The sequence below is a fragment of the Nonomuraea sp. NPDC003754 genome (assembly GCF_053605785.1).
This window is the reverse complement of sequence record NZ_JBSGJX010000053.1, coordinates 1-23520: the sequence shown is the minus strand read 5'-3', so window position 1 is coordinate 23520 and position 23520 is coordinate 1. Positions and strand designations below refer to the sequence as shown.

Below are 23520 nucleotides of genomic sequence, written 5' to 3'. Positions count from 1 at the left end.
GGGTTCCTCAACGGTTCATGCCGGCGGTCAGGCCGGCGACGATCTGGCGCGTGGCGATGACGAACAGCACGACCAGGGGGATCGTCGTCATCACCAGTCCGGCGAAGAGCGTTCCCCAGTCGTTCTGGAACTCGCCGAAGAAGTGGGTGAGCCCGACCGGCAGCGTCAGCCTGCTCTCGTCGCGCATCAGGACCAGAGGGTAGAAGAAGTCATTCCACAGCGGCACGAACTGGAAGACGACCACGGTGGCGACGGCCGGCCGTACCAGCGGCAGCATCACGTGCCAGAAGGTCGCCAGCGGGCCGGCGCCGTCCAGCGCGGCGGCCTCGTCCAGCTCGTGGGGCAGCTGGCGGAAGAACGCCGTCAGCACGAAGACGTTGAACGGGATCGAACCGGCCGCGTAGACGAGGATCAGCCCCAGCAGCGTGTCGACCAGGCCCATGCTCTCCATCAGGTAGAACAGCGGCAGCACGCCGAGGTGCGCGGGCAGCGTCATGCCGGAGATGAAGTAGGCGGTGAACAGGCCGCGCCCGCCGAAACGGCCGCGGCCCAGCGGGTAGGCCGCCAGCAGCGACACCGCGGCGCCCAGCAGCACCGCGCAGACCACGACGATCACCGAGTTGCCGACGTAGGTGGAGAAGGAGGCCTCGGTCCACGCCTTGGCGTAGTTGCCGAACCACGATCCGCCCGGCAGGCCGAGCGGGTCGTCGAAGATCTCGCCGGTGGGCCGGAACGAGCTCAGCACCATGACGATCAGGGGCGTCATGGAGAAGACGGCGTAGCCCCACAGCAGCAGCCTGATCCACAGGCCCTGTGCCCTGGTCATGCCTTCCTCCTCAGCACCCGCTCGAGCAGCAGGGTCGAGCCGAAGACGAAGGTGAACATGAACACCGCCAGCGCCGAGGAGGTGCCCAGCGCGTTGACGTCGCCCGAGGCGAAGGCGGCCCGGTAGAACAGCAGGCCGAGCACGTCGGTCGCGCCCGCCGGGGCGCCGTTCGAGCCGCCGAGGGCGTAGACGAGCGCGAAGGTGTTCATGCTGCCGATGAAGCTCAGGATCGTGACGGTGCCCATCGCGGGGCGCAGCAGCGGCAGCGTGATCCGCCGGAACACCTGCCACGAGCCGGCCCCGTCGGTCCTGGCGGCCTCGCCGTACTCCTGGGGGATGCCGCCGAGCGCGGCACTGAACAGCAGCATCGGGAAGCCGACCCACTGCCAGGTGGTGATCAGGATGACGGTGGGCAGCGCCGTGGCGGGGTCGCCCAGCCACGGGACGGCCAGCTGCTCCAGTCCCGCCCCGCGCAGCAGCGAGTTCACCGGCCCGAAGGTCGGGCTGAGCAGCAGCGTCCAGAGGTAGCCGATGACCAGCGGGTTGACCAGGTACGGCAGCGCGAACATGGTCTGCAGCGCGCGCTTGCCCCGCCGTACCCGCGACAGGGCGAGGGCGAAGGCCAGGCCGAGCGTGTTCTGGACGAGCACGCTGCCCGCGAACAGCAGGGCGTTGTGGCCGAGCGCGGGCAGGAGCTGGTCGAGGAAGGAGCCGGACAGCAGCCCCGCGTAGTTGGCCAGGCCGGCGAAGCCGTCGCGCAGCGTGCCCTTCCAGGTGAACACGCTGTAGCTGAGGGCGGTGAACAGCGGGTAGACGACGAAGAGGGAGTAGAGGAGGAGGGCGGGGACCAGGAACAGGTACGACGATCCCCGCCGCGGGCCTACAGCCATGTGGACACGCTCTTGTCGAGCTGCTCGGCCGCCTCCCGGGCGGTGATGCGGCCCAGCAGCATCTCCTGCAGCGACTTGGAGAAGACGACCTGCGAGGAGGGGTTGCCGTAGGCGAACTCGTTCATGAAGTAGGCGGCCCCCTGCTGCTCGAAGGTGGTGGCGACCTGCTTGAGCAGGGCGTCCTTCGGGGTGACGCCGGGGACCGCGGAGAAGATGCGCAGGGTGTCGGTGAAGAGCTGGCCGTAGTCCTTGGAGGCCAGCCAGGCGGCGAACTTCAGCGCCTCGGCCCTGTTCCTGCTCTTGGCGTTGATGCCGTACGAGCCGTCGGTGAAGCCCGGCATCAGGCCCGGCCCGTTCGGCGCGGGCGGCGTGAAGACGCCCAACTCGATGTCCTTGGCGTGCTGGCCGAAGAAGTTCAGCTCCCACAGGCCGCCGGGGAACATGGCGGCCTTGCCCGAGGAGAACAGGATCTGGGCGTCGGTGTAGGACACGCCGGCCACGTCGTCGGGGAAGTACGGCTTGAGCTTGTTGAGCTGGTCGATGCCCTCGACGAACGCGGGGTCGGCGAACTTCTTCTCCTTGGCCTTGACCGCCTTCAGGAAGTCGTCGCCGCCCCAGTGGGCGGTGCCGAAGATGCCGGCCACGACGGGCAGCATCCAGTCGTCCTTGCCGCCGAAGGCGAACGGCACGATCTTGGCGGCCTTCAGCTTCCCGGCCGCGGCGATCATCTCGTCCCACGTCCGGGGCGGGGAGATGCCGTGGTCGGCGAAGATCTTCTTGTTGTAGATGACCTGCAGCGTCTGCACGGCGAACGGCACGCCGTACACCTTGCCGTCCTTGTCGCCCTTGGCGGCGCGCAGCACCTTCTCGTCGTAGGCGGCCAGCCCCGGCACGTCCTTGACGTCGAGCGGCAGCAGGCGGCCGGCCTCGACGAGGGGCTGCAGGTTGGCTCCGGCGCGCAGCCAGGCCAGGTCGGGTCCGCTGTCCCCGGCCAGGCCGGTCGACAGGATGGTGTCGTACTCGGTGGCGGTGGTGAAGGAACGGGCGTCGACGTCGACGCCGGGGTGGAGTTTCTCGTACTCGGTGAACATCTTGTCGTAGTCGGCGTCCGGTCCCCACCCCCAGACCGACAGGGTGACCTTGCCGCCGGGCGCGGTGGAGGTCGAAGGGGAGGTCGAGGTGGAGGTCGAGGGGGCGCAGGCGGTGGCGGACAGGAGGGTGAGGGACAGCAGGACGGCGGCCGTGCGGGGGGCCAGGCGCATGGGGGGCTCCTGAGTCAGCGTTGGGGCAGGCGATGCTTGGCGACCGCGTCCGTCGCCGCGGTCAGCAGCTGGTTGCTGGTCTCGTGGGTGCGCTGGACGACGCCGATGTACAGGCAGTCGAGGACCAGCATCTGGGTGTGGCGGGCGGCCACGCCGCCGGCGCGGAAGGGGGTGTCCTGCGCCGCGGTCGTCAGCACGATGTCGGCGGCCTCGGCCAGCGGGCTGCGCGGGAAGTTGGTGACCGCGACGGTGGTGGCGCCGCGCTGTCTGGCGATGGCCAGCGGTTCGACGACCTCCGCCGTGGTGCCGGAGTGGGAGATGCCGATGGCCACGTCGCGGTGGTCGCGCGCGTTGGCGCTGCAGACGGCGCTGTGCACGTCGGTCCACAGCGCGCACGGCCGGCCGATCGCGTGCAGCCTGAGGTGCAGGTCCATGGCCACTCCCGCGCTGCCGGAGACGGCGAAGAAGTCGATGAACCTGGCCCGTACGAGGGCGGAGACCGCCCGTTCCACGGCGGTGACGTCGAGCTGCGCGGCGGTCTCCTCCATCGCGCGCATGTCGCTGGCCAGCAGGCTGCGCAGCACCATGCTGAGCGGGTCGTCAGGGGAGAAGGCGATGACGCTGTCACGCGGGCTGGCGTTGGTACGGCCGAGCTCGGCGGCCAGCGCCAGCCTGAGCTCGGGGTAGCCGGCCAGGCCCAGCTCGCGGCAGAAGCGGGTGATCGTGGTCAGTGAGGTGGCGCAGCGTTCGGCCAGCTCGGTGATGGTGGAGGCGGCCACGGCGGCGGGCTCGGCGAGGATCGTCTCGGCGATGCGCTGGTGTGCGGCGGTGAGGGTGGGCGCCACTCCCCTGATCCGGGCCAGGATCCCGGTGGCGGTAGGTGAATTATTCTCCGTGGACGTGGCCATGGGAGGAAATTTCCCGTACTGACTGTCGTAATGTCAAGAGTTCACCTCGATGCCTCGGCGTATCCACCCGCATGATGTGAATAATTCCCTTCGACGATCTCTTGTCAAGAGAGTCTTTACTTCGCCCTGAATGCGTGTCTACGCTCGCCCCGACCAAGCCCTGAAGGGACGCACATGCGCAATCTCTTAGCCGCGCTGGTGCTGGGCGGCGCCACCCTGCTGCCCGCCCACGCCGACACGGTCGACATCCAGCTGCTCGGCATCAACGACTTCCACTCCGCCCTGCCCACGAGCTTCGCCATGACCCCGGACGGCCCCGTCGAGGCGGGCGGCGCCGAATACCTCGCCGCCCATCTCGACCGGCTCCAGCGGGACAACCCCCAGGGCACGCTGCGGCTGTCCGCGGGCGACAACATCTCCTCCAGCACGCTGGCCGCCACCGCGCTGCACGACGAACCCGGCATCGAGGCGCTGTCCATGATGCGCCTGGACGCCTCCAGCGTGGGCAACCACGAGTTCGACGAAGGACTGGCTGAGCTGCGCAGGATGGAGGAGGGCGGCTGCCACCCCATCGACGGCTGCGCCCTGCCCGGCTTCAAGGGCGCCGCCTTCCCCTACCTGGGCGCCAACATCGTCGACACCACCACCGGCAAGCCCGCCTTCCTCCCCTACGTCGTCAAGGAGGTCAAGGGCGTCAAGGTCGGCGTCATCGGCGTCAGCTACACCAACACGCTCAAGGAGGCCCCGGGCCCCACCGCGCCGCTCGAGGCCCGCGACGAGGCCACCGCCGTCAACGCCTACACGGCCGAGCTCAAGGCCAAGGGCGTGCGCACCATCGTCGTCGTGATCCATCAGGGCGGCGGGCAGACCGGCGGCGGCCTGCCCAACCAGTGCAACAACCTGGTCGGGCCGATCAAGGACATCGTGCAGAGGTTCGACCCCGAGGTCGACGCGGTGATCTCCGGACACACCCACAACGCCTACAACTGCGTGGTCAACGGGATCCCCGTCACCCAGACCTCCGGCCACAGCCGCGAGGTCACCCGCATCGTCCTCACCGTCGACCGCGCCACCGGCGACCCCACCGCCGCCAAGGCCGACAACATCACCGTCACCCACGACATCAAGCCCGACCAGCGCATCGCCGAACTGCGCCGCAAGAGCGACGAGCATGCCCACCGCCTGCTGGACCGCCCCGTCGGCATGCTCCACCGCGACCTGACCGCGGTCAGGAACGCCGCCGGCGAGTCCACCCTCGGCCACGCCCTGGCCGACGCCCGCCTGCACGCCACCTCCTCCCCCGACACCGGCGGCGCCCAGATCGCCGTCCAGCCCCCGTACGGCGGCGGCATCGCCGGCGACCTGTGGGTCTCGCCGATCGGCAACGACATGCCCAACCTCGTCACCCACGGCGAGGCACTGCGCGTGCAGCCGTTCAGCAACATGCTGGTCACCATGACGCTGACCGGCGCCCAGGTGGAGCGGCTGCTCGAACAGCAGTGGTGCGGCCAGGGCACCCAGCGCGTGCTGGGCGTCTCCCAGGGCCTCACCTACACCTACGACAACGCCAAGCCCGCCTGCGACAGGATCGACCCGGCCTCGATCAGGCTCAACGGCACCGTCATCGATCCGGCGGGCAGGTACCGGCTGACCGCCAACTCCTTCATCGCCTCCGGCGGCGACGGGTTCACGGTGCTGACCGAGGGCACCGAACGGGTCGAGAAGGTCCGCGACATCGAGGCCTTCGAGTCCTACATCCGGGCCGTCAGCCCGCTCCAGCCGCCCGCGCTGGGCCGCGTCACGCGGGTCAACTGACCCTCGGGACGGCCGCGCCGTGGCCGGACGCCACGGCCGGCCGTTCCTTCGTTCCCTGGTCGCGCTACAGGCCCCGGTATCCGGGATGGACGCCGGGGGTGAGCCCCTGCTGGGCCGCGACGGCCTCGAGCATGGCGGTCAGCGCGGCGCGCTGGTCGTGGTCGAGGGCCGCCAGCAGGTCGTCCTGGTGCGCGGCGCCCAGCTCGCGGACGGCCCCCATCAGCCGCAGCCCCTCACCGGTCAGGTGCAGGGCGTAGTTGCGCCGGTCGGCGGGGTTGCGCCGCCGTTCGACCAGCCCCTTGCCCTCCAGGGCGTCCAGCAGCGTGACCACCCTGCTGGGCACGACGCCCAGCTCCTCGGCCAGGGACTGCTGGCTGCGGCCCGGCGCCGTGATGATCATGCGGAGCAGGCCGATGTCGGCCGGGACCACGCCCAGCTCGGCCACGCGCTCGGCGAACCGCCTGGCGGCGTGCGCGCCCACCTGGGCCAGGAGGAACGCCGCGCCGGACGGCGGCCTGTCGTCAGCGGTCGGCATGACGAACACGATAGCGCGTCACGAAAATAGTTCTGTGCTATAAACGATTCATCTAAGAGAACGGATTCGTGACATGACCTTCCCCACGCCCGAACGGCTCATCCGCTTCCAGCACCCCGAGAAGGTGCTCGGCTACCTCGGCCCGCTCGACGAGGACCGCCTCGGCCCGCTGTTCGGGCTGCCGGCCGAGCGCTTCGGCGCGATCCGCCGTGAGCACGCCGCGCACGCCCGGCGGCTCGCCGAAGACCTGCTCGCCGACGACGACTTCGCCGCCGCCGTCGACCGGCTGCCCTTCGCCGCCGGCCAGCGGGTGGTGGCCGTCGGCGAGAGCACCACCGCCGACCTGCTGTCCTGGTTCGAGATCCTGCGTCACCTGCTCGACCTGCGCCGCCCCGGCCACGGCAGCACGCTGGTCAACCTGGCCGTCTCCGGCCAGAGCACCACGCAGGCGCTGGGCACCCTGCCCGCGCTGGCCGCCCAGCGGCCCGACTGGGTGCTGTGCATGCTGGGCGGCAACGACGCCATGCGCGTCGGCGGCACGAAGGACACCCAGGTCAGCCTCCTCGAGACCGAACGCAACCTGCGCCTGCTCCGCCAGGCGGCCCCGGCCGCCACATGGCTCTGGCTGGCGCCCACGTCGGTGGACGAGGCTCGCGTCACCGCCTACCAGCCGTTCCAGCGGGCACGTCTGAGCTGGGCCAACGAGGACCTGCGGGCGATCGGCGAGGTGCTGGCCGCCATGCCCGAGCAGGTGGTGAGCCTGGCCGAGCCGGACCACGAGGACGACGGACTGCACCTGTCGCCGGCAGGCCAGCGAGCGCTGGCCGCCGCGTTCGTCGCGAGCCTGGCATGAGGATCCTGCTGTTCGGGGCGAGCGGCGGCACCGGCGCGCAGGTCCTGCGGCAGGCGACCGAGGCCGGGCACGAGGTCACGGTCGTCGCCCGCGACCCGGCCTCGGTACGGCACGACACCGTGGTGGCCGCCGACGTCCTCCGGCCGGAGACCTGGCGGGCGAGCCTGGACGGGCAGGAGGCCGTCGTGTCCTGCCTCGGCACCAGGGACCGCCGCCGCCCGACCACGGTCTACTCCGAAGGCACCGCCAACATCCTGGAGGCGATGGGCGAGTACGGCGTGCGCCGCCTGCTGTGCCTGTCGTCGGCCGGACTGGACATCCCGCCGGACCTGCCGCTGCCGCAACGGCTGGTCGTCAAGCACGTCATCCAGCGGCTGTACCGGTACGCCTACGCGGACATGGCCGAGATGGAGCGTCTGGTGAAGGACAGCGCCGCCGACTGGACGATCGTCCGGCCGCCGATGCTGACCGACGGGCCCGCCACCGGCGCCTACCGCTTCTCGACCGACGGCGGGCTGACCGCGGCCAGGAGCGTGTCCAGGGCCGACCTGGCCCACTTCCTGCTGCACCACCTGGACGACGCCGCGTGTGTACGCCGCGTCGTGGACATCTCCTCGTGAGCCGTCTACCACGACGGGCGTACCCCGGCCGCCTCTCCCGGGCGGATGCCCCGGGGGGCGGCCGCGGCGAGGCTGGATCCATGTCCAACCCTCAGCGCTTCGGCTACGGCGTGGCCGCGCTCCTGCTGGCCAGCAGCGCCTTCCACCTGCTGGTGTACGCCGTCGACGGCGGCGGATGGGGCGGCCCGGTGTCGTGGCGCAAGCCCATCCTGTTCGGCTTCTCCTTCGGGGTGACGCTGATCAGCCTGGTCTGGATCGCCGGACGGTCGGGGCTGAGCCCCAGGGCGAGCCGGCTGCTCGTCGGCACGCTCGCCGTGGCCAGCCTCGTCGAGACCGCGCTCATCGATCTCCAGCGCTGGCGCGGCGTGCCCTCGCACCTCAACTTCACCACCCCCTTCGACGCGACCGTCTCGGCCGCGCTGGCCGCCTTCGCGATCGTGGGCCTGATCCCGTCGATCATCGTGATCATCGTGGTGGCCTGGCGGCGCTTCGACGGGCCGCCGAGCATGCGGCTGGCGGTGCGGGCCGGACTGGCGGTGCTGTCGCTGACGCTGGTCTCGGGGGCGGCGCTCATCGCCAACGGCCGGGCCATCGGACTGCCGCCCCAGGCCACCGACCTGTCGATCTTCGGGGCGGCGGGGCAGCTCAAGGTGCCGCACGCGGTGACGCTTCACGCGGTGCAGGTGCTGCAGGTGCTGGCCTGGCTGCTCACCCTGACCGCCTGGAGCGAGGCGGCCAGGGTGCGTCTGGTGGCGGTGGTGGCCGCGGGCTACGGCGGGGTGGTGCTGGTCTCCGTGCTGCAGGCGGCCGCCGGGCTGGCCCCGGCCGACCTGACGGTGGCCTCCGGCGTCCTGCTGGTGGCCGCGCTCGCGGCCATGGCCGGCGCGGGGACCGCCACGCTCGCCCGCCTGCGCCCGCCTGGCCGGTAATCCGGTCGGCGGGACCGGGCTGTTCAGCGCACCGGTTCGCCGACGCCCAGCAGGTTCCCCTCGCTGTCACGGAACCAGGCTCCGCGTTCGCCGCGCGCGCCCTTGCTCGGATAGTTCCCGTCGATCTCCGCGATCCCGTCCCTTGTCCGGAACCCGGGGACGTCGACCTCTTCGAACACCACGCCGCGCCGTCTGAGTTCCGAGACCGCTGCCTCGATGTCGTCGACCTCCCAGGCCATCTGGGTGAAGGTGCCCGGCGAGGATCCCGTCGACTGGAACACGACGAACTCCGCGCCTTCACACCGGTAGAGCAGCCCCCCGGGCCGTTCGTCGACGGGCTCCAGACCGAGCCGCTCGGAATAGAACCGCCGCGCCCGGTCCAGGTCCTGGGCCGGAAGCCTGGTCGCCACGCGTGCCCGGGACAGCACGTTCCTGTCATCCGCGTTCATGTCTCCACTGTTCCACGGGCGGCGCCCGGAGGAGTGGAGGCGTCCCGCCGTCGCGGCGTGGGCATGGCGTGCCGAGAAGCTCAGCAGGCGATCACCTCGAGCGGGATGTCGAGAACCCGTCGGCGGCTCCGACGAGTGCGTGAGAGACACCCGACGACAGGAGTTGCACAGATGGGCAAGGTCACCTCTGACATGGCGATGTCCGTGGACGGTTACGTCGCGGGCCCGAACCAGAGCCTGGACAACCCGTTCGGCGAAGGGGTCGAGGAGCGCCTGCACCGGTGGATGTTCGAGGAGCCCGAGGCGCACGCCGAGGTCATCGAGGCCATCACGGCGGCGGGCGCCTACATCATGGGCCGCAACATGTTCGGGCCCGGCCGGGGCGACTGGGACCTGGACTGGAAGGGCTGGTGGGGTGACGAGCCGCCGTACCACGGCCCGGTGTTCGTCCTCACCAACCACCCGCGCGAGCCCCTGGAGATGAAGGGTGGCACGACCTTCACCTTCGTGACCGACGGGATCGAGCCGGCGCTGGCCATGGCGCGCGCGGCCGCGGGCGACGCCGACGTCGCGATCGCGGGTGGCGCCCACACGGTCAACCAGTACCTCGCGGCGGGCCTGATCGACGAGCTGCGCCTGCACATCGCGCCGGTGATCCTCGGCGCCGGCGAGCGCCTGCTCGAGGGCGCAGGGAGCGTCGACCTCGAACCCGTCCACGTCTCGGGCACCGGCCTGGTCACCCACGTGACCTACCGGGTGGTGCGCGGCTGAGCGCGTGACCACGGAGAGGCGGGGCCGGTCCTGCTCCCCGCCTCTCCACGTACGGCCGGCGCACAACGCCGGCGTCCGTCCACGGGGGGTCAACATTCGGCCACCAGTTGCTCCGGCCTCTTGACCGGCCAAGAAAAGCGACGGAGAGGATGAGAAGGTGACACTCTGGACGCCGGACCCGACCTTCTATCCGTCGCCGCGCGACGCCGCGGCCGCGCCGGCCGAGCGGTACGCCTACGTCGCCGCCTTCGACCGTCAGGCGGCCAGACCCGACGCGATGGCCGTCATCGACGTCGACCCCGACTCCCCGGGGTACGGCGGCGTGGCCGGCTGGACGGACCTGCCGTACACGGGCGACGAGCTGCATCACTTCGGGTGGAACGCCTGCAGCAGCGCGCTGTGCCCCAACGCGCCGCACCCGCACGTCGAGCGCCGCTACCTCGTCGTGCCCGGCCTGCGCTCCTCACGCATCTACATCCTGGACACCAAGGACCGCGTCAGCCCCGAGGTGGTCAAGGTGATCGAGCCGGAGGAACTGGCCGCGGGGGCCGGGTACTCCCGGCCGCACACCGTGCACTGCGGGCCCGAGGGCCTCTACGTCTCCGCGCTCGGCGGGGCGAACGGCGAGGAGGGCCCCGGCGGCATCGCCGTCCTCGACCACCAGACGTTCGAGGTACGCGGCCGCTGGGAGGCCGACAGGGGCCCGCAGCACCTCGCCTACGACTTCTGGTGGCACATCAACCACGACGTACTGATCAGCTCGGAGTGGGGCACCCCCTCCATGATCGAGAACGGCGTCGTCGGCGAGCTGCTGCTCGGCCGGAAGTACGGTCACCACGTGCACTTCTGGGACCTGCGCAAGCGCCGCCACCTCCAGGCGGTCGACCTCGGCGACCAGTACCAGATGACCCTCGAACTGCGCCCGGCCCACGACCCGCGACGGACCTACGGCTTCGTCGGCGTGGTCGTCAGCGTCGAGGACCTGTCGGCCTCGGTGTGGACGTGGTTCCAGGAGGACGGCCGCTGGCAGGTGCGCAAGGTGATCGACATCCCCGCCGAGCCGGCCGACCCGGCGGACCTGCCGGACCTGCTCAAGCCGTTCGGGGCGGTGCCGCCGCTGGTCACCGACATCGACCTGGCCGTGGACGACCAGCGGCTGTACGTCTCCTGCTGGGGCACGGGCGAGCTCAAGCAGTACGACGTCAGCGACCCGTTGCACCCGGTGGAGACCGGCTCGCTGCGGATCGGCGGGATCGTGCGCGGCGACCCGCACCCCGCACTGGACGAACGCCTGCGTGGCGGCCCCCAGATGGTGGAGGTCAGCAGGGACGCCCGGCGCGTCTACGTGACCAACTCCCTGTACGGCGCCTGGGACGACCAGTTCTACCCCGAGGGCGTCGGCGCCTGGATGGCCAAGATCGACGCCGAGTCGTTCACGTTCGACAAGAGCTTCTTCCCGCACGGCGACGACTTCCGCGGCCTGCGCCCGCACCAGGTCAGGCTGCAGGGCGGGGACGCCTCCTCGGACTCCTACTGCTACCCGTGACGCTCGCGGCCGCCCTGCTGCTCGGGGCCCTGCACGGGCTGAATCCGGCCATGGGCTGGCTGTTCGCCGTGGCCCGCGGGCTGCAGGAACGCAGCAGGGCCAAGCTGCTCGCCTCGCTTCCGGCGATCGCCGCCGGGCACCTGGCCGCCGTCGGGCTGGTCGCCGCGGTCATCGTGGTGACCGGCTCGCTCGCCACGGGCCGGGTGGTGGCGCTGGTGGGCGGGACGGTGCTGGTCGGGTTCGGGCTGTGGCGGCTGCTGTCCAGGCGGCACTTCCGCTGGGTGGGCATGCGGCTGTCGCTGCCGCAGCTGGCCGCCTGGTCCTTTCTCATGTCGTCGGCGCACGGCGCCGGGCTGATGCTCATCCCGCTGTTCGCCGGGGTGAACGCCGCCCACGCGGGGCACGCCGGGCACGCCGGGCACGCCATGGGCGGCAGCATGGCCATCGCGCTGGCCCACACGCTGGCCATGTTCGTGGTCGCGGGCGTGGTGGCCGTGATCGTCTACGAGGTCGCCGGGCTGACCATCCTGCGCCGCGCCTGGTTCAACGTGGACCGCATGTGGGCGGCCGCGCTCATCGCGGCCGGCGTGATCACCCTGGTCCAGGCCTGATCGCGGGCGCGTCGGCGGCGGGCCGGAACGCTCTGACTCATCCCTTAACTCCCGCACCGCCGCTCTGATACGATCTTGACCCACTTCACTGGCTGGAGACTTCGTGACCGAAGCGGTGGCCCTCTTAGCTGAGGACCCACGAGTGGTCGGGCCCTACCGCCTGGAAGGGCGGCTCGGGCTGGGCGGGCAGGGCACCGTCTACATGGGGCGGGACGGCGACGGCGGGCTCGCGGCGATCAAGCTCCTGCATCCGCACCTGATGGCCGACCCGCGGGAGCGACAGCTCTTCCTGCGCGAGGTGGAGACGGCCAAGCGGGTCGCGCCCTTCTGCACGGCCCAGGTGCTCGACCTCGGGTTCGTCGGCGACCGGCCGTACATCGTCAGCGAGTACGTCGACGGGCCGTCGCTGCAGAACGCCGTGCGGGACAACGGGCCGCGCGGAGCGGCCGCCCTGCAACGGCTGGCGGTCAACACGGCGACCGCCCTGGCGGCCATCCACGAGGCCGGGGTGGTGCACCGCGACTTCAAGCCCGGCAACGTGCTGCTCGGGCCCGACGGGCCGGTCGTCATCGACTTCGGCATCGCGCGGGCGCTGGACCTCAGCCAGTCGGTCATCAGCAGCCGGCCCATCGGCAGCCCCGCCTACATGGCGCCCGAGCAGATCGCCGGCGGCGACGTCGGGCCCGCGGCCGACGTGTTCGCCTGGGGCGCGACCATGGTCTACGCGGCCACCGGGGAGCGTGCCTTCGCCGGCGACTCGATCCCCGGGATCCTGCACGGCATCCTGCAGGGCGAGCCGGACCTCGGCGGGCTGGAGGGCGCGCTGCGGGAACTGCTGCGCGAGTGCCTGGACAAGGACCCGGCCCGGCGGCCCACCATCGTCCAGGTGATCGAACGCCTGCGCGCGCTGCCCGCCCCCGCCTGGCATGCCGCCCGCGGCGCCCGCTCGGGCGGCTTCGCCGTTCCCGACGTGCCCGGCGTCGGCTCCGGCGCCCCGACCGCTCCCGGTACCGCCGTCGCGGGCGGTCCTGCCGTACCCGCTCGGAAGGCGCGGCGCGGCCTGGTCCTCGGTACGGCGGGCGCGGGCGTGCTCGTCGCCGCGGCCGCCGCCTACTTCGCCCTGGCGCCCAGCGCCTCCGGCAACCACGCCGGGCAGGCGAGCCAGGCGGCGACCGTACCGGCCGTGGCGCTGCCGTCGTCTTCCGTGGTGCCCGTCGAGCCTTCTCCCAGCGCGCCCGAGACGCCGACCCTGGATGACACGCCCACTCCGAAGGCGACCAAGCGGTCGCAGGCGGCCAAGGCGGTGCCCCGTGCGAGCGCCGCCCCGCAGGAGGCGCCCCGGCAGACCCGCAAGACCACCACGACCTCCGACGCGCCCACCACCACACGCACCACGAAGCCGACCCGCAAGCCCGTGACCGCGCCGATCGGGACCACGCCGCCGCGCGACGACGACCCGCCCCCGCCACCGCACAGCGACCCGCCCGCGCCCGCCCAAGGCTCGATCACCTTCAACGACGCCAGCGCGTACTGCGCGGCGCAGGGCCAGAGCATGGCCGGCGGCACCTGGGACAACCTGTGGTGCTTCGGCGGCGCCGGGGCGCGCATCAGCGCGACCACGGTGTGCCAGTGGAAGTACCAGGGCCGCGACGCGGTCGCCGAGCAGCCGCCCAACACGTGGTCGCAGGAGGTGACCTGCCGGCTGTCATGACCGCCCCGACCGGCCGCGACACCGCTCGTCCCGCGTCGTTCCGTCCCCTTCCCGCGAACGTCCCCTCGGCTGGAGACGGCGGTGACGAGCGGCGGGCCCGCGTCCAGGTAACACCAACAGCTGTTCCGTTGTCCTCCAACTTGGCGTACGGCCCTCGCGTTCGGGTACCGGGGAGCGCCAGGAAGGGAGTAGCCATGACATCGGACGCCATCAGCATGATCACCGCGGACCACCGCGACGTGGAGCGGCTTTTCGACCGGCTCAAGAAGGACACCGAGGACCGCCCCGCGCTGCTGGCCGAACTGGCCGCCAAGTTCGTCGCCCACTCCAGGGGCGAGGAGGAACTGATCTACCCGGAGATCGCCAAGACCGTTCCCAGCGAGAAGGACCAGGTGCGCGAAGGCGCGGAGGAACACCACGAGGCCGAGCGGATGCTGCTCAGCCTCCTGGACGTCGACCCGGACACGCCGAAGTTCGACACGCTCCTGGACCAGCTCGTCCAGGCGGTCAACCACCACGTCCAGGAGGAGGAGAGCGAGATCCTGCCGGCGCTCAGGAAGGCGGTTCCCCGCCGGCGGCTGGAGGAGCTCGGCCGGGCCTTCAGCGAGCGCAAGGCACAGGAGATCCAGCACGGTCTACCCGTGGGGAACGGCAGGAAGTCGGGCAAGCGGACCCGGGCCGGCGGAGGAGGATCCACGGGGATGAGCAAGGAGGAGCTGTACCACCGGGCCCAGGAGGCCAAGATTCCGGGCCGCTCGTCCATGACCAAGGAAGAGCTCACCAAAGCGCTGCAGAAGAGCGGGAAGGCCTGACGGGCCGGGAAAACCGTCCGGCAGGGGTCGCTCGTGACCCCTGCCGTCCAGCGGGGGGTCGCTCCTGACAGTGACACATGCGCGACGTGGCCACGCGCGCCCTGGTCCGGCGCTGAGCGGCGGGCTGCCGACCCACGCGGATGACGATCAGCCCCCGCCGGCGGGTCTCGTTCGGCTCGAAGGTGACGGGCGCCCGCGCCAGTCGGAAGGGAGGATGAACTCCCACCCGGGTTGCCAGCGAGGCGCCGCCTCGACGAGCGCCGTCAGGTCGGCGCCGCCCAGCAGGCACTCCAGCGCCCAGCGGTTGGCGGAGTGCGCGATCACGAGGACCCGGCCCCCGTCCCGGCGGGCGAGCAGGTCGTCCAGGAAGTCGGCTGTCGCGGCGAGCACGCCGCGGTAGCTCTGCCCACCAGGAAAGGGCACGTCGACGTGCCGCGCCCGCAAGGGGGCGACGAGCGCCATGGGACGGGCCGCTTGCCAAGGCACAGCCTGACAACCTACTATGACAGTTAGTTGAGAAGGACCGATCGGGTGCGACAGGCGCGGGAGCCCCGACTCGAGCATGCCCGGCATCTTCCCCGTGGATGCTGGGCATCCCCCTGTTCCCGCTCGGCGCGGACCGCCGGCGGCCGCCACCGAGCCATCGACCCGCGATGTCCTGTCCGACGATACGGGCTCGTAGATCCGCCGGCTCTCAGGCCTGGTAGACGGGGTAGCCGTAGCCGACGACCTGCGAGGCGGCCCTGATCCGCTGCTCCACCCTGCCGTTGCCGGTGTTGCCTTCGATCGTGGTGATGGTGCCGTCCCCGTTGTCCTTCTTGACCAGGCCCATGTGGTCGATGCCGCTGACGCTCTTGCTGCCGCTCCACGAGAAGTACACGACGGCGCCCGGCTTGGCGGCGGTTCCCCAACGCCGGTTGTTCTTGAACCACTGGGCCCAGGTGACGGTGTAGGCGTCCCAGCCGACCGTGGGCCTGGCGCCGGCCTTCTCGCCGACCCAGGCCACGAACATGGCGCACCACGGCGCGTTGGTGTAGGCGCGCAGGCTGCCCCCGTCGCGCTTCAGGGTCTCGCTCGCCCGCCGGGACGACATGTACCAGCGGTGGAAGGGGGTGCCGCCGCCGGAGGCGTTCTCCTTCACGCCGAGCTGTGACTCGGCCACCTTCAGCACCGCCGCGGCCGTCGCCGGGTTCCGCTTCTCGGCCGCCGGCGCCGGGACGGCGACGGGACGGGAGACCTGGGGGCGCACGTCGTTCGTGTGGCCGGCGAGGGCGGGACCGGCGCCCGCGATCGCGCTTGCCGCGACTGTCAGGCCCAGACCGATGCGGGACAGGTTCGCGGGCATACGGAAGTGAGAGAGGGCAGGCCTCGACATACTGGGGTTTGACTCCTTGTTTCATGCCGCCCACCGGGACGGGTTCGGGCATGGAAGTGCCCTACGGCGCTGTGTCGGTGCACGCGCCACCCTGGAGAGATGTGGGTTCCCGGCTCCGCGAGAGTGCGGACTCGGCGGCCGCGCCACGTCGGGCCTGAGGCTCCGACCGGTGGTCACGAATTCATCGGTATGCAGGCGGCAACCTGCCGCCTGGCGTCGCCCCAACGTAAGCGAACCGTATAGAGCGATGCAAGGCCGGGCCGCGAACGCCTCACGGAATCGCCTGCGCGACAGGCGTTCGCGAGGAAATTCTTTACCTTGGCGACGGCCGTCCCGCCTGGCCGGGCAACGGCCTTTCCGGCTGTTTCCAGGACCCGGTACGGCACGAGCGCGCCGTCGCCGCCGGGGACCCGCCTCACCGCCCACCCTGCCCCGGGCCACCCCGCGACAACCGGGCATAATCGGAGGAAACCCGCAGGTGGGAGGGGGTACGCATGATGCGCGGCCTGGGCGACCTGGAGTCCACGATCATGGAGCGCATGTGGTCCTACCGCAAGCCCGCGTCGGTCAGACAGGTGCTGGAGGACCTGCGCCAGGAGCGGGAGATCGCCTACACGACGGTCATGACCGTGATGGACAAACTCCATACCAAAGGGCTCCTCTCGCGGGAGCCCGTCGGCAAGGCCTACATCTACGCGGCGACCTCCTCCAAGGAGGCCTACACCGCAGACCGCATGCGTGAGTCGCTGGCGCGGAGCGGCAACCAGGCGGCCACGCTGGTGTACTTCCTGCAGCGGCTGACGCCGGAGGAGGCCGACGCCTTCGAGGCGGCGCTGCAGATCTTCCAGCCGAGGGACCGGCAATGACAACGGCCGTCCTGGCGGTGTACGCGATCGTCGCCGCCATCCTGCTGCCGCGGGTGGTGGGGCGCGCGCGCTGGGCCGACCGCGCCCCCAGTCTGGCGATCGCGCTGTGGCTGGCCGCCACCACGTCCGTGGTCGCCTCCGTCCTGCTGGCCGCGTTCGCGCTGGCGGTCCCCGCCTCCATGGTGGGCCAGAGTTTCGCCGCGGTCTTCGACCTCTGCGTCGCCCTGTTCGGGCAGCAGCCGGGCCTGACGTCGACGACCACCGGCATCGCGCTCCTCGTCGCGGGCGCCCTCGCCGTACGGATCACCTGCTGCGCCACCGCCGTCCAGGTCCGCGTACGGACCGAGCGGCAGCACCACGCGGCGATGCTGCGCCTGCTCGGCGAGCGCGACCGCTGGCGCGGCGCCATCGTGCTGGACTACGACGAGCGGCTCGCCTACTGCCTTCCCGGCAGGCCGGGCGAGGCCGTCATCACCACGGCCGCCCTGCGGGCGCTCACGCCGGGGCAGGCCGAGGCCGTGCTGGCACACGAGCGGGCGCACCTGCACGGGCGTCATCACCTGCTGCTCGCGGGGGCGGAGGCGCTGGCCAGGTCCTTCCCGCGCATTCCCTTGTTCGAGCGCACCAGGAGCGAGGTGGCCAGGCTGCTGGAACTGCTCGCCGACGACGTGGCCGCCCGCCGCCATCCGCGCATTCTCATCGCCACCGCGCTGGTGCAGCTGGCCACCGGGCGCGCGCCCGACTTCGCGCTGGGCGCGGGAGGCGACACCGCGGTGACGCGCGTGCGCCGCATGCTCACCCACCAGGCGCCGCTCACGGCCAGGGAACGGCTGGGCGGCCTGCTCGCGGTGGCGCTGCTGCTCACCGGGCCCGCGGCGGTCGCTCTCGCTCCCGGGTTCGGCGACTTCCTCACGCATCACTGCCACGAAATCCTTCTCGGCTGCTAGACCTACGATGACGCGTAGTAGGCTGCGGCCGTACGTCTGGGACATCAGCGAGGTCGTCATATGCATGGAACGCGTCTCCGGATCCGCGCCGCGGCGGTAGCCGCGGCGCTGGTCGCGGCCACCGCCGCCTGCGGCACCGGCAGCCAGGCACCGGGCAGGGACCCGGGTGTCGGCCACATCCACGGCCTGGGCGTCGATCCGGCCGACGGCGCCGTCTACGTCGCCGGCCACTACGGGCTGTTCCGCGTCAAGGACGGCCGGAGTGTCGAGCGGGTCGCCGGCCGCGTCCAGGACCACATGGGGTTCACGGTCGTGGGACCGAAGACGTTCCTGGCCAGCGGCCACCCGGGTGAGGAGGCGGCCGCCGCCTCGCCGCACCTCGGTCTCATCCGCACCACCGACGGCGGCCGGACCTGGGTGACGGTCTCGGAGGAGGGCACCGCGGACTTCCACGCGCTGGAGCAGTCCGGCGACACCCTGTACGGCTTCGACTCCCAGTCCGGGCAGCTGCGCCGCAGCGCCGACGGCGGCCAGAGCTGGACGCCCGGAGCCGAGGAACCCCTGATCGACCTCGCCGTGGACCGCGGCAAGGTCTACGCGACCACGCCCGAGGGGCTGAAGGTCAGCGAGAACGACGGCGCGGCCTTCGCGAAGGTGGCGAACGCGCCGCTGCTCAGCCACATCGCCGCCCCCGCCGCGAACACCCTCGTCGGGCCGGGCACCGACGGCCGCGTCCACACCAGCCGTGACGGCGGCAGGACATGGACGGCCGGCGGCGCGCTGCCGGGCGCCGTCAGCGCGTTCACGGCCGTCGACGCGCGGCGGCTGCTGGCCGCCACCGAGGACAACACCGTCCTGGAGTCGAAGGACGGCGGCCTGACCTTCTCCCCGATCTTCCGGCCCCCGACCGGCTGACCAGGAGGAGTCCCGGGGACGAGCCCTACACGGAACTCGCCGGCCGGTGGGCGCGCACGTAGTACAGCAGGGACGGCAGCGCGCCCTCCGACTCCACGTCGAAGCCCGCGTCGGGAACGAGCCTGCCGAGCAGGTCGCGGGGATCGTGCCGCATGGCGGGCCCGGACAGCATGCCCACGACCCGCCTGGCGAGGTGGTTGGCGGGCGGCCGGAACTCGGCGATGACCAGCCGTCCTCCCGGCCTCAGCACGCGGAACATCTGGCGCAGCGCCGCGGGGCGGTCGTCGGCCGGGATGTGGTGGACGGCCAGGCTGGAGACCACCGTGTCGAAGGAGCCGTCGGGGAACGGCAGGTCCTGGGCGGCTCCCACCACGTAGGCGCAGTTGCCCGGTGCGCGGCCGCGGGCGTAGTCGATCATCTCGGGTGCGAGGTCGATGCCGGTGACCTGTCCGGCAGGGGTGACGACCGGGGAGATGACCCGGCTCAGGTAGCCGGTGCCGCAGCCGACGTCGAGGACCCGGTCGCCCGCCCTCGGCCTGGCCAGGGCCGCGACGCGGGTGAACGCGGCCCTGCGGCCCCCGGCGAAACCGATCGTCGCGAACAGCTCGTAGGCGCGCGGATGGTCGATGGTGCCGCCCGCGTCGGCGTGCTCGGCGTGGTTGTGCAGCAGCTTCCCCAGCCCCATGGCTTACCCCCTTGATACTGAACACTCTGTTCGTTAACAAATCATGCGTTCACTATGGTGAGAGGGTCAACGACCAGATCGGGCGAGGTGTGCGGTCCTGAACAGGAACGGGAAAGTGTCCGGAGACCGGCGCGTACGGCGCACGCGGCGGGCCGTCCAGGACGCGCTCGTGGCGCTCATCCTGGAGAAGGGCTACAGCGCCGTGACGGTCACCGACATCATCGACCGTGCCGACGTCGGCAGGTCGACCTTCTACTCGCATTTCGCCGACAAGCAGGACGTGCTGGTCAGCAACATCGAGGAGCTCGGCTTCCTGCACCCTGACCACGCCGTCCGCGACGGGGAGCTGTTCGCGTTCAGCCTGCCGATGTTCGAGCACGTGCGGGAGCAGCGCTCACTGGTGCGGGCGCTGCTGGGACGGCGCAGCGGCGGCCCGGCGGAGGCGCACGGGGAGCGCCTGCTGGCCGCCGTCGTCAGGGACGAGCTCGTCGCCAGGGCGGGCGGGCCGGCGCCCTCCCTCGACCTGATGGTGATCTGCGTCGTCGGCGCGTTCCTGGGGCTGGTGCGGGCGTGGGTGGACGGCGAGATCTCCGCCACGCCCGCCGAGCTGGACGCCGCCTTCCGCGCGGCGACCGTTCCAGGCGTCCGGGCGGCGCTCGACCGGCTCTGACCTCGGCGAAGCCCCGCCGGCGACCACCCCGCGGCCGACCGGCGGGACGCGGCGCGCGGGAGGCCCGCGCCTCGCCCCTGGTAGGGCCAGCACTACCTCCGAGACGGTAGACCACCAGCTGGTGTCCGAAATGACCGGATCACTACGTTAGGTGGCGGTCAAAGAGGCACACAGATCAGAACGGGGGCCGGAGTGACGACGCACGCGGTGCGCCTGAACACGGTGACGAAGACGTACGGGCACGGGACACAGGCGGTGCACGCGCTGCGCGGGGTCACGGTCGACCTGCCGCGCGGCGGGTTCACCGCCGTGATGGGGCCCTCCGGCTCGGGCAAGAGCACCTTCCTGCACTGCGCGGCGGGCCTCGACACGCCCACGTCGGGAACGGTCCACCTCGGCGAGGTGGAGCTGTCGGGGATGAACGAGACCCAGCTGACCGAGCTGCGCAGGCAGAAGGCGGGCTTCGTCTTCCAGGCCTTCAACCTGATCCCGGCGCTCAGCGTGACGGAGAACGTCACCCTGCCGCTCCGGCTGGCGGGCGCCAGGCCGGACCGCGCCTGGCTGGCCGAGGTGATCGCGCGGGTGGGTCTCGGGGACCGTACGGGACACCGGCCGTCGCAGCTGTCCGGCGGACAGCAGCAGCGGGTCGCGCTCGCACGGGCGCTGGTGACCAGGCCCGAGGTGGTCTTCGCCGACGAGCCGACCGGCGCGCTCGACACCCGCACCGCCGCCGAGGTGCTCGGCCTGCTGCGCCAGGTCGTGGACGCGACGGGCCAGACCGTGGTGATGGTGACCCACGACCCGGTGGCCGCGGCCTACGCCGACCGGGTGCTGTTCCTGGCCGGGGGCACGCTGGTGGACGAGGTGTGGTCCGCCTCCGCGGACGCGATCGGGCGGCGCCTGGCCGGCCTCGGCGGGTACGGCAGGCCGGCGGAGGCCGCGCGATGCTGAGACTCGCCTTCGCCACGCTGCGCGGCCGGATGTCCTCGCTCGCCGGTTCGTTCCTCGCGCTGCTGTTCGCCACGGCCGTGATCACCTCGTGCGGGCTGCTCATGGAGACCGGCCTGCGCGCGAACACGCCCCCGGAACGGTACGCCGCGGCCCCGGTCGTGGTGGCCGGCGACCAGTGGGTCTCCGTCGGCATCAAGGCCGGCGGGGACACCTCGGCCGAGATGAGCGAACCGCTGCCGGAGCCCGTGGCGGTCCCGGCCGCGCTGGCCGGGAAGATCCGTAAGGTGGAGGGCGTGACGCGGGTCGTACCCGAGCTCACCTTCCCGGTGGGGCTGGTGGGCCGCGACGGCCGGCTGGTCGGGGGCGCCGGAGGGCGCACCCTCGGGCACGCCTGGGAGTCCGCGGTGCTCGCGCCGTACACCCTGCGCGCGGGCCGGGCGCCCGCCGCGCCCGGCGAGATCGTCCTGGACGCCGCGCTGGCCGGGCGGGCACGGCTGGAGGTCGGCGGGACCGCACGCGTCCTGGGCAGGGACGGCGTCAGGGAGTACACGGTGGCCGGGATCGCCGGTCCGGGGCTGGCCCGGCAGTCGTCGGTGTTCTTCACCGCCGAGCGGGCCGCCGAGCTGTTCGGCCGCCCCGGCCGGGTGTCGGCCTTCGGCGTGACCGGGCAGGGCGACCCCGAGCAGCTGAAGGAGCGGATCGACGCCGCGCTGGGCGGCGCCGGCGTGGTCGCCCACGCGGGCGCCGAAAGGGGGCTCGCCGACGACATCCGGGCCCTGACGGGCAGGGAGATGCTCGTCGGGCTCAGCGGCAGCCTCGCCGGGATCGCCGTCATGGTGGCGGTCTTCGTGGTGTCCGGGACGTTCGCGCTGACCGTACGGCAGCGCCAGCGGGAGATCGCGCTGCTGCGGGCGATCGGGGCGACGCCCCGGCAGGTCCGCATGATGCTCGGCCGTGAGGCCCTGCTGGTCGGGACGGTGGCGGCGGCGCTCGGCCTCCCGCTGGGGGTCGCCGTGGGCGACTGGATGTTCGGCCGATTCGTCTCGGTGGGGCTGCTGCCGGACACGTTCACGCTCGCCGTCGGCCCGCTGCCGATGCTGGCCGCCGTCGTGGCCGGGCTGGCCACCGCGTGGCTGGCGGCCCGCGCCGCCGTCCGGCGGGCGACGCGGATCCGCCCCACCGAGGCGCTGGGCGAGGCCGCGGTGGAACACCACGCGCTGGGCCGCGGCCGGATGATCAGCGGTCTGGCCTTCCTCGCCCTGGGGTCGGGCGTCACCGGTCTGGCGATGTCCATGACCGGCGAGACGGCGGCCGCGAGCGCGGGCGGGATCGTGCTGTTCCTCGTCACCGCCGCCGCGCTGCTGGGGCCGTGGCTCGTCCGGCTGGCCGCCGGGCTCGTCGGCGGCGCGCTCGGCCGGGCCTCCCGGGTGGGCGGCTACCTGGCCGTGGCGAACACCCGGGTCGGGGCCAAGCGGCTGGCGTCCGTCGTGAGCCCGCTCATCCTGCTGATGGCGTTCGCCGCGACCATCCTCTTCACCCAGTCGACGCTCGGCCACGCCGCCACCCGGCAGGCCGCGGAGGGCAACCGCGCGGACTACGTGCTGGAGTCGGCGGGACCGGGGCTGCCCGCGCAGGCGGCGCGCGCGGCGCGTGCGCTGCCGGGGGTGAAGGGCGTGACGGAGGTGATCGAGACGCAGGTGATCGCCCACCACGAGCAGCTGGGTGACCCCATGCTGACCTCGTACGGCGCCATCGGGCTGACCGTGCCGGCGCACGGGATCGACCTGGGCGTGCGAGCCGGCTCGCTGGACCGGCTGGACGACGGCGGGGTCGCGCTGAGCACGCTCAGCGCCGGCACCCTGGGCGCGTCGGTCGGCGAGAAGGTACGGCTGCGCCTCGGGGACGGCACGCCGGTCACGCGGACGGTGGTGGCCGTCTACGAGCGGGGCCTGGGCTTCGGCGACGTGGCCCTGCCGTACAGCGTGGTGCGTGACCACTCGGCGTCGGGCATGACCGGCCGGCTGTACGTCGTGGGCGGAGAGAAGGACCGGCTCACCGGACTGGCACCTGGCCTGACGGTCCTCGACAGGGCGGAGGTCGCCACCGCGCGGGACGCGGCGCAGGAGCTGAGCGACATGGCCAACCTCCTGGTCCTCGGGATGATCATCGTGTTCATCGCGATCTCGGTGGTCAACACGCTGGTGATGGCCACCGGATCGCGGGTGCGGGAGTTCGCGCTGCTTCGCCTGGTCGGCGGCACCCGGCGGCAGGTGCTCAGCATGGTCCGCTGGGAGGCGCTGCTGGTCGGCGGCATCGCGGTGACGGTCGGTACGGCGGTCGCCGCCCCGACGCTGATGGCGCTCAGCTACGGCGTGACGGGCTCGCCCTGGCCGTACGTGCCGCCGCTGGCCTACGCGGCGATGGCGGCGGCGACGCTGGGGCTGGCCTTCGCGGCGAGCCTCGTGCCCGCCCGGACGGTGCTGCTCGGCAGGCCGGCGGAGCAGATCCGCGGCTGACCGCCGTCCTGCGGGCTCCACCGGGAGTGGAAGCGGGCCGCGACGCGCTGCCGCGCG

At 72.2% G+C, this 23520-nt stretch carries 24 protein-coding genes; 15 read left to right on the top strand and 9 right to left on the bottom strand.

Annotation, left to right across the window (positions count from 1 at the left end; translation table 11 throughout):
• Window positions 1-7 precede the first annotated feature (7 nt).
• From ACWEVS_RS40410 to ACWEVS_RS40395, 4 genes are read right to left on the bottom strand one after another with little or no spacing between them, the layout of a single operon-like run.
• Entirely contained in the window at window positions 8-826 is an 819-nt protein-coding gene (locus ACWEVS_RS40410; RefSeq protein ID WP_354908176.1) for a carbohydrate ABC transporter permease, read from the bottom strand.
• A complete protein-coding gene (locus tag ACWEVS_RS40405; protein WP_449918948.1) occupies window positions 823-1716 on the bottom strand; it encodes a carbohydrate ABC transporter permease in 894 nt (297 codons plus the stop codon). Before ACWEVS_RS40405 ends, ACWEVS_RS40410 begins: the two co-directional genes overlap by 4 nt.
• Window positions 1707-2978, bottom strand: a complete 1272-nt coding sequence (locus ACWEVS_RS40400; RefSeq protein WP_449918946.1) for an extracellular solute-binding protein — start codon at window positions 2976-2978, stop codon at window positions 1707-1709. Before ACWEVS_RS40400 ends, ACWEVS_RS40405 begins: the two co-directional genes overlap by 10 nt.
• A gap of 14 nt (window positions 2979-2992) precedes the next feature.
• Window positions 2993-3886 (bottom strand): MurR/RpiR family transcriptional regulator, encoded by an 894-nt coding sequence (locus tag ACWEVS_RS40395; RefSeq protein WP_354908173.1) that lies wholly within the window; start codon window positions 3884-3886, stop codon window positions 2993-2995.
• A 174-nt stretch (window positions 3887-4060) separates the two neighbouring features.
• Here ACWEVS_RS40395 and ACWEVS_RS40390 point away from each other — a divergent pair, with 174 nt between their 5' ends.
• Window positions 4061-5701: a bifunctional metallophosphatase/5'-nucleotidase gene (locus ACWEVS_RS40390; RefSeq protein WP_449918942.1), complete on the top strand. Its 1641-nt coding sequence runs from the start codon at window positions 4061-4063 to the stop codon at window positions 5699-5701.
• A gap of 64 nt (window positions 5702-5765) precedes the next feature.
• Here the strand turns inward: ACWEVS_RS40390 and ACWEVS_RS40385 are convergent, their stop codons facing one another.
• Window positions 5766-6236, bottom strand: coding sequence for a MarR family winged helix-turn-helix transcriptional regulator (locus tag ACWEVS_RS40385; RefSeq protein ID WP_354908170.1), 471 nt, complete (start codon window positions 6234-6236; stop codon window positions 5766-5768).
• A gap of 73 nt (window positions 6237-6309) precedes the next feature.
• Between ACWEVS_RS40385 and ACWEVS_RS40380 the strand changes: the two genes are divergently transcribed.
• The 3 genes from ACWEVS_RS40380 (at window position 6310) to ACWEVS_RS40370 (ending at window position 8638) form a co-directional block, all read left to right on the top strand.
• Entirely contained in the window at window positions 6310-7089 is a 780-nt protein-coding gene (locus ACWEVS_RS40380; protein WP_452556087.1) for an SGNH/GDSL hydrolase family protein, read from the top strand.
• Window positions 7086-7709 (top strand): NAD(P)-dependent oxidoreductase, encoded by a 624-nt coding sequence (locus ACWEVS_RS40375; protein ID WP_449918936.1) that lies wholly within the window; start codon window positions 7086-7088, stop codon window positions 7707-7709. Before ACWEVS_RS40380 ends, ACWEVS_RS40375 begins: the two co-directional genes overlap by 4 nt.
• A gap of 80 nt (window positions 7710-7789) precedes the next feature.
• Window positions 7790-8638: a hypothetical protein gene (locus ACWEVS_RS40370; protein ID WP_452556085.1), complete on the top strand. Its 849-nt coding sequence runs from the start codon at window positions 7790-7792 to the stop codon at window positions 8636-8638.
• 23 nt (window positions 8639-8661) lie between these two features.
• Here ACWEVS_RS40370 and ACWEVS_RS40365 read toward each other — a convergent pair whose 3' ends face one another.
• A complete protein-coding gene (locus ACWEVS_RS40365; protein WP_449918931.1) occupies window positions 8662-9087 on the bottom strand; it encodes a VOC family protein in 426 nt (141 codons plus the stop codon).
• 171 nt (window positions 9088-9258) lie between these two features.
• Here ACWEVS_RS40365 and ACWEVS_RS40360 point away from each other — a divergent pair, with 171 nt between their 5' ends.
• From ACWEVS_RS40360 to ACWEVS_RS40340, 5 genes are all read left to right on the top strand, one after another.
• A complete protein-coding gene (locus tag ACWEVS_RS40360) occupies window positions 9259-9858 on the top strand; it encodes a dihydrofolate reductase family protein (RefSeq protein ID WP_354908161.1) in 600 nt (199 codons plus the stop codon).
• 157 nt (window positions 9859-10015) lie between these two features.
• Window positions 10016-11404 (top strand): selenium-binding protein SBP56-related protein, encoded by a 1389-nt coding sequence (locus ACWEVS_RS40355; protein ID WP_452556083.1) that lies wholly within the window; start codon window positions 10016-10018, stop codon window positions 11402-11404.
• Window positions 11401-12015: a hypothetical protein gene (locus tag ACWEVS_RS40350; protein ID WP_452556081.1), complete on the top strand. Its 615-nt coding sequence runs from the start codon at window positions 11401-11403 to the stop codon at window positions 12013-12015. Before ACWEVS_RS40355 ends, ACWEVS_RS40350 begins: the two co-directional genes overlap by 4 nt.
• Before the next feature lie 103 nt (window positions 12016-12118).
• On the top strand, window positions 12119-13726 hold the full coding sequence (locus tag ACWEVS_RS40345) for a protein kinase domain-containing protein (RefSeq protein WP_452556079.1): 1608 nt from the start codon (window positions 12119-12121) through the stop codon (window positions 13724-13726).
• Window positions 13727-13920: 194 nt separating this feature from the next.
• Window positions 13921-14538 (top strand): hemerythrin domain-containing protein, encoded by a 618-nt coding sequence (locus ACWEVS_RS40340; protein ID WP_354908156.1) that lies wholly within the window; start codon window positions 13921-13923, stop codon window positions 14536-14538.
• Window positions 14539-14685: 147 nt separating this feature from the next.
• Here the strand turns inward: ACWEVS_RS40340 and ACWEVS_RS40335 are convergent, their stop codons facing one another.
• Window positions 14686-15024 (bottom strand): histidine phosphatase family protein, encoded by a 339-nt coding sequence (locus ACWEVS_RS40335; protein WP_452556077.1) that lies wholly within the window; start codon window positions 15022-15024, stop codon window positions 14686-14688.
• A gap of 208 nt (window positions 15025-15232) precedes the next feature.
• A complete protein-coding gene (locus ACWEVS_RS40330) occupies window positions 15233-15883 on the bottom strand; it encodes a CHAP domain-containing protein (RefSeq protein WP_452556075.1) in 651 nt (216 codons plus the stop codon).
• Between the two features lie 524 nt (window positions 15884-16407).
• Here ACWEVS_RS40330 and ACWEVS_RS40325 point away from each other — a divergent pair.
• Genes ACWEVS_RS40325 through ACWEVS_RS40315 form a run of 3 tightly spaced genes read left to right on the top strand, consistent with a single transcriptional unit; the run spans window position 16408 to window position 18641 of the window.
• Entirely contained in the window at window positions 16408-16779 is a 372-nt protein-coding gene (locus ACWEVS_RS40325) for a BlaI/MecI/CopY family transcriptional regulator (RefSeq protein WP_449918917.1), read from the top strand.
• Window positions 16776-17726, top strand: a complete 951-nt coding sequence (locus ACWEVS_RS40320; RefSeq protein ID WP_452556073.1) for a M56 family metallopeptidase — start codon at window positions 16776-16778, stop codon at window positions 17724-17726. Before ACWEVS_RS40325 ends, ACWEVS_RS40320 begins: the two co-directional genes overlap by 4 nt.
• Window positions 17727-17786: 60 nt before the next feature.
• Window positions 17787-18641: a F510_1955 family glycosylhydrolase gene (locus tag ACWEVS_RS40315; protein ID WP_452556071.1), complete on the top strand. Its 855-nt coding sequence runs from the start codon at window positions 17787-17789 to the stop codon at window positions 18639-18641.
• 25 nt (window positions 18642-18666) lie between these two features.
• Here the strand turns inward: ACWEVS_RS40315 and ACWEVS_RS40310 are convergent, their stop codons facing one another.
• Window positions 18667-19326 (bottom strand): class I SAM-dependent methyltransferase, encoded by a 660-nt coding sequence (locus tag ACWEVS_RS40310; RefSeq protein WP_449918910.1) that lies wholly within the window; start codon window positions 19324-19326, stop codon window positions 18667-18669.
• Window positions 19327-19441: 115 nt separating this feature from the next.
• Between ACWEVS_RS40310 and ACWEVS_RS40305 the strand changes: the two genes are divergently transcribed.
• The 3 genes from ACWEVS_RS40305 (at window position 19442) to ACWEVS_RS40295 (ending at window position 23463) form a co-directional block, all read left to right on the top strand.
• Window positions 19442-19996, top strand: coding sequence for a TetR/AcrR family transcriptional regulator (locus ACWEVS_RS40305; RefSeq protein ID WP_452556068.1), 555 nt, complete (start codon window positions 19442-19444; stop codon window positions 19994-19996).
• 192 nt (window positions 19997-20188) lie between these two features.
• Window positions 20189-20947 carry an ABC transporter ATP-binding protein gene (locus tag ACWEVS_RS40300; RefSeq protein ID WP_449918906.1) on the top strand — a complete coding sequence of 253 codons (759 nt, stop codon included), beginning with the start codon at window positions 20189-20191 and terminating at the stop codon, window positions 20945-20947.
• Window positions 20941-23463 (top strand): FtsX-like permease family protein, encoded by a 2523-nt coding sequence (locus ACWEVS_RS40295; protein WP_452556066.1) that lies wholly within the window; start codon window positions 20941-20943, stop codon window positions 23461-23463. Before ACWEVS_RS40300 ends, ACWEVS_RS40295 begins: the two co-directional genes overlap by 7 nt.
• Window positions 23464-23520 lie beyond the last annotated feature (57 nt).

What these genes read in the sequence shown, in the direction of transcription:
- ACWEVS_RS40410 (WP_354908176.1), bottom strand. Translation starts at nt 826, where the DNA reads ATGACCAGGGCACAGGGCCTGTGGATCAGGCTGCTGCTGTGGGGCTAC.
- ACWEVS_RS40405 (WP_449918948.1), bottom strand. Translation starts at nt 1,716, where the DNA reads ATGGCTGTAGGCCCGCGGCGGGGATCGTCGTACCTGTTCCTGGTCCCC.
- ACWEVS_RS40400 (WP_449918946.1), bottom strand. Translation starts at nt 2,978, where the DNA reads ATGCGCCTGGCCCCCCGCACGGCCGCCGTCCTGCTGTCCCTCACCCTC.
- ACWEVS_RS40395 (WP_354908173.1), bottom strand. Translation starts at nt 3,886, where the DNA reads ATGGCCACGTCCACGGAGAATAATTCACCTACCGCCACCGGGATCCTG.
- ACWEVS_RS40390 (WP_449918942.1), top strand. Translation starts at nt 4,061, where the DNA reads ATGCGCAATCTCTTAGCCGCGCTGGTGCTGGGCGGCGCCACCCTGCTG.
- ACWEVS_RS40385 (WP_354908170.1), bottom strand. Translation starts at nt 6,236, where the DNA reads ATGCCGACCGCTGACGACAGGCCGCCGTCCGGCGCGGCGTTCCTCCTG.
- ACWEVS_RS40380 (WP_452556087.1), top strand. Translation starts at nt 6,310, where the DNA reads ATGACCTTCCCCACGCCCGAACGGCTCATCCGCTTCCAGCACCCCGAG.
- ACWEVS_RS40375 (WP_449918936.1), top strand. Translation starts at nt 7,086, where the DNA reads ATGAGGATCCTGCTGTTCGGGGCGAGCGGCGGCACCGGCGCGCAGGTC.
- ACWEVS_RS40370 (WP_452556085.1), top strand. Translation starts at nt 7,790, where the DNA reads ATGTCCAACCCTCAGCGCTTCGGCTACGGCGTGGCCGCGCTCCTGCTG.
- ACWEVS_RS40365 (WP_449918931.1), bottom strand. Translation starts at nt 9,087, where the DNA reads ATGAACGCGGATGACAGGAACGTGCTGTCCCGGGCACGCGTGGCGACC.
- ACWEVS_RS40360 (WP_354908161.1), top strand. Translation starts at nt 9,259, where the DNA reads ATGGGCAAGGTCACCTCTGACATGGCGATGTCCGTGGACGGTTACGTC.
- ACWEVS_RS40340 (WP_354908156.1), top strand. Translation starts at nt 13,921, where the DNA reads ATGACATCGGACGCCATCAGCATGATCACCGCGGACCACCGCGACGTG.
- ACWEVS_RS40330 (WP_452556075.1), bottom strand. Translation starts at nt 15,883, where the DNA reads ATGCCCGCGAACCTGTCCCGCATCGGTCTGGGCCTGACAGTCGCGGCA.
- ACWEVS_RS40325 (WP_449918917.1), top strand. Translation starts at nt 16,408, where the DNA reads ATGATGCGCGGCCTGGGCGACCTGGAGTCCACGATCATGGAGCGCATG.
- ACWEVS_RS40320 (WP_452556073.1), top strand. Translation starts at nt 16,776, where the DNA reads ATGACAACGGCCGTCCTGGCGGTGTACGCGATCGTCGCCGCCATCCTG.
- ACWEVS_RS40315 (WP_452556071.1), top strand. Translation starts at nt 17,787, where the DNA reads ATGCATGGAACGCGTCTCCGGATCCGCGCCGCGGCGGTAGCCGCGGCG.
- ACWEVS_RS40310 (WP_449918910.1), bottom strand. Translation starts at nt 19,326, where the DNA reads ATGGGGCTGGGGAAGCTGCTGCACAACCACGCCGAGCACGCCGACGCG.
- ACWEVS_RS40295 (WP_452556066.1), top strand. Translation starts at nt 20,941, where the DNA reads ATGCTGAGACTCGCCTTCGCCACGCTGCGCGGCCGGATGTCCTCGCTC.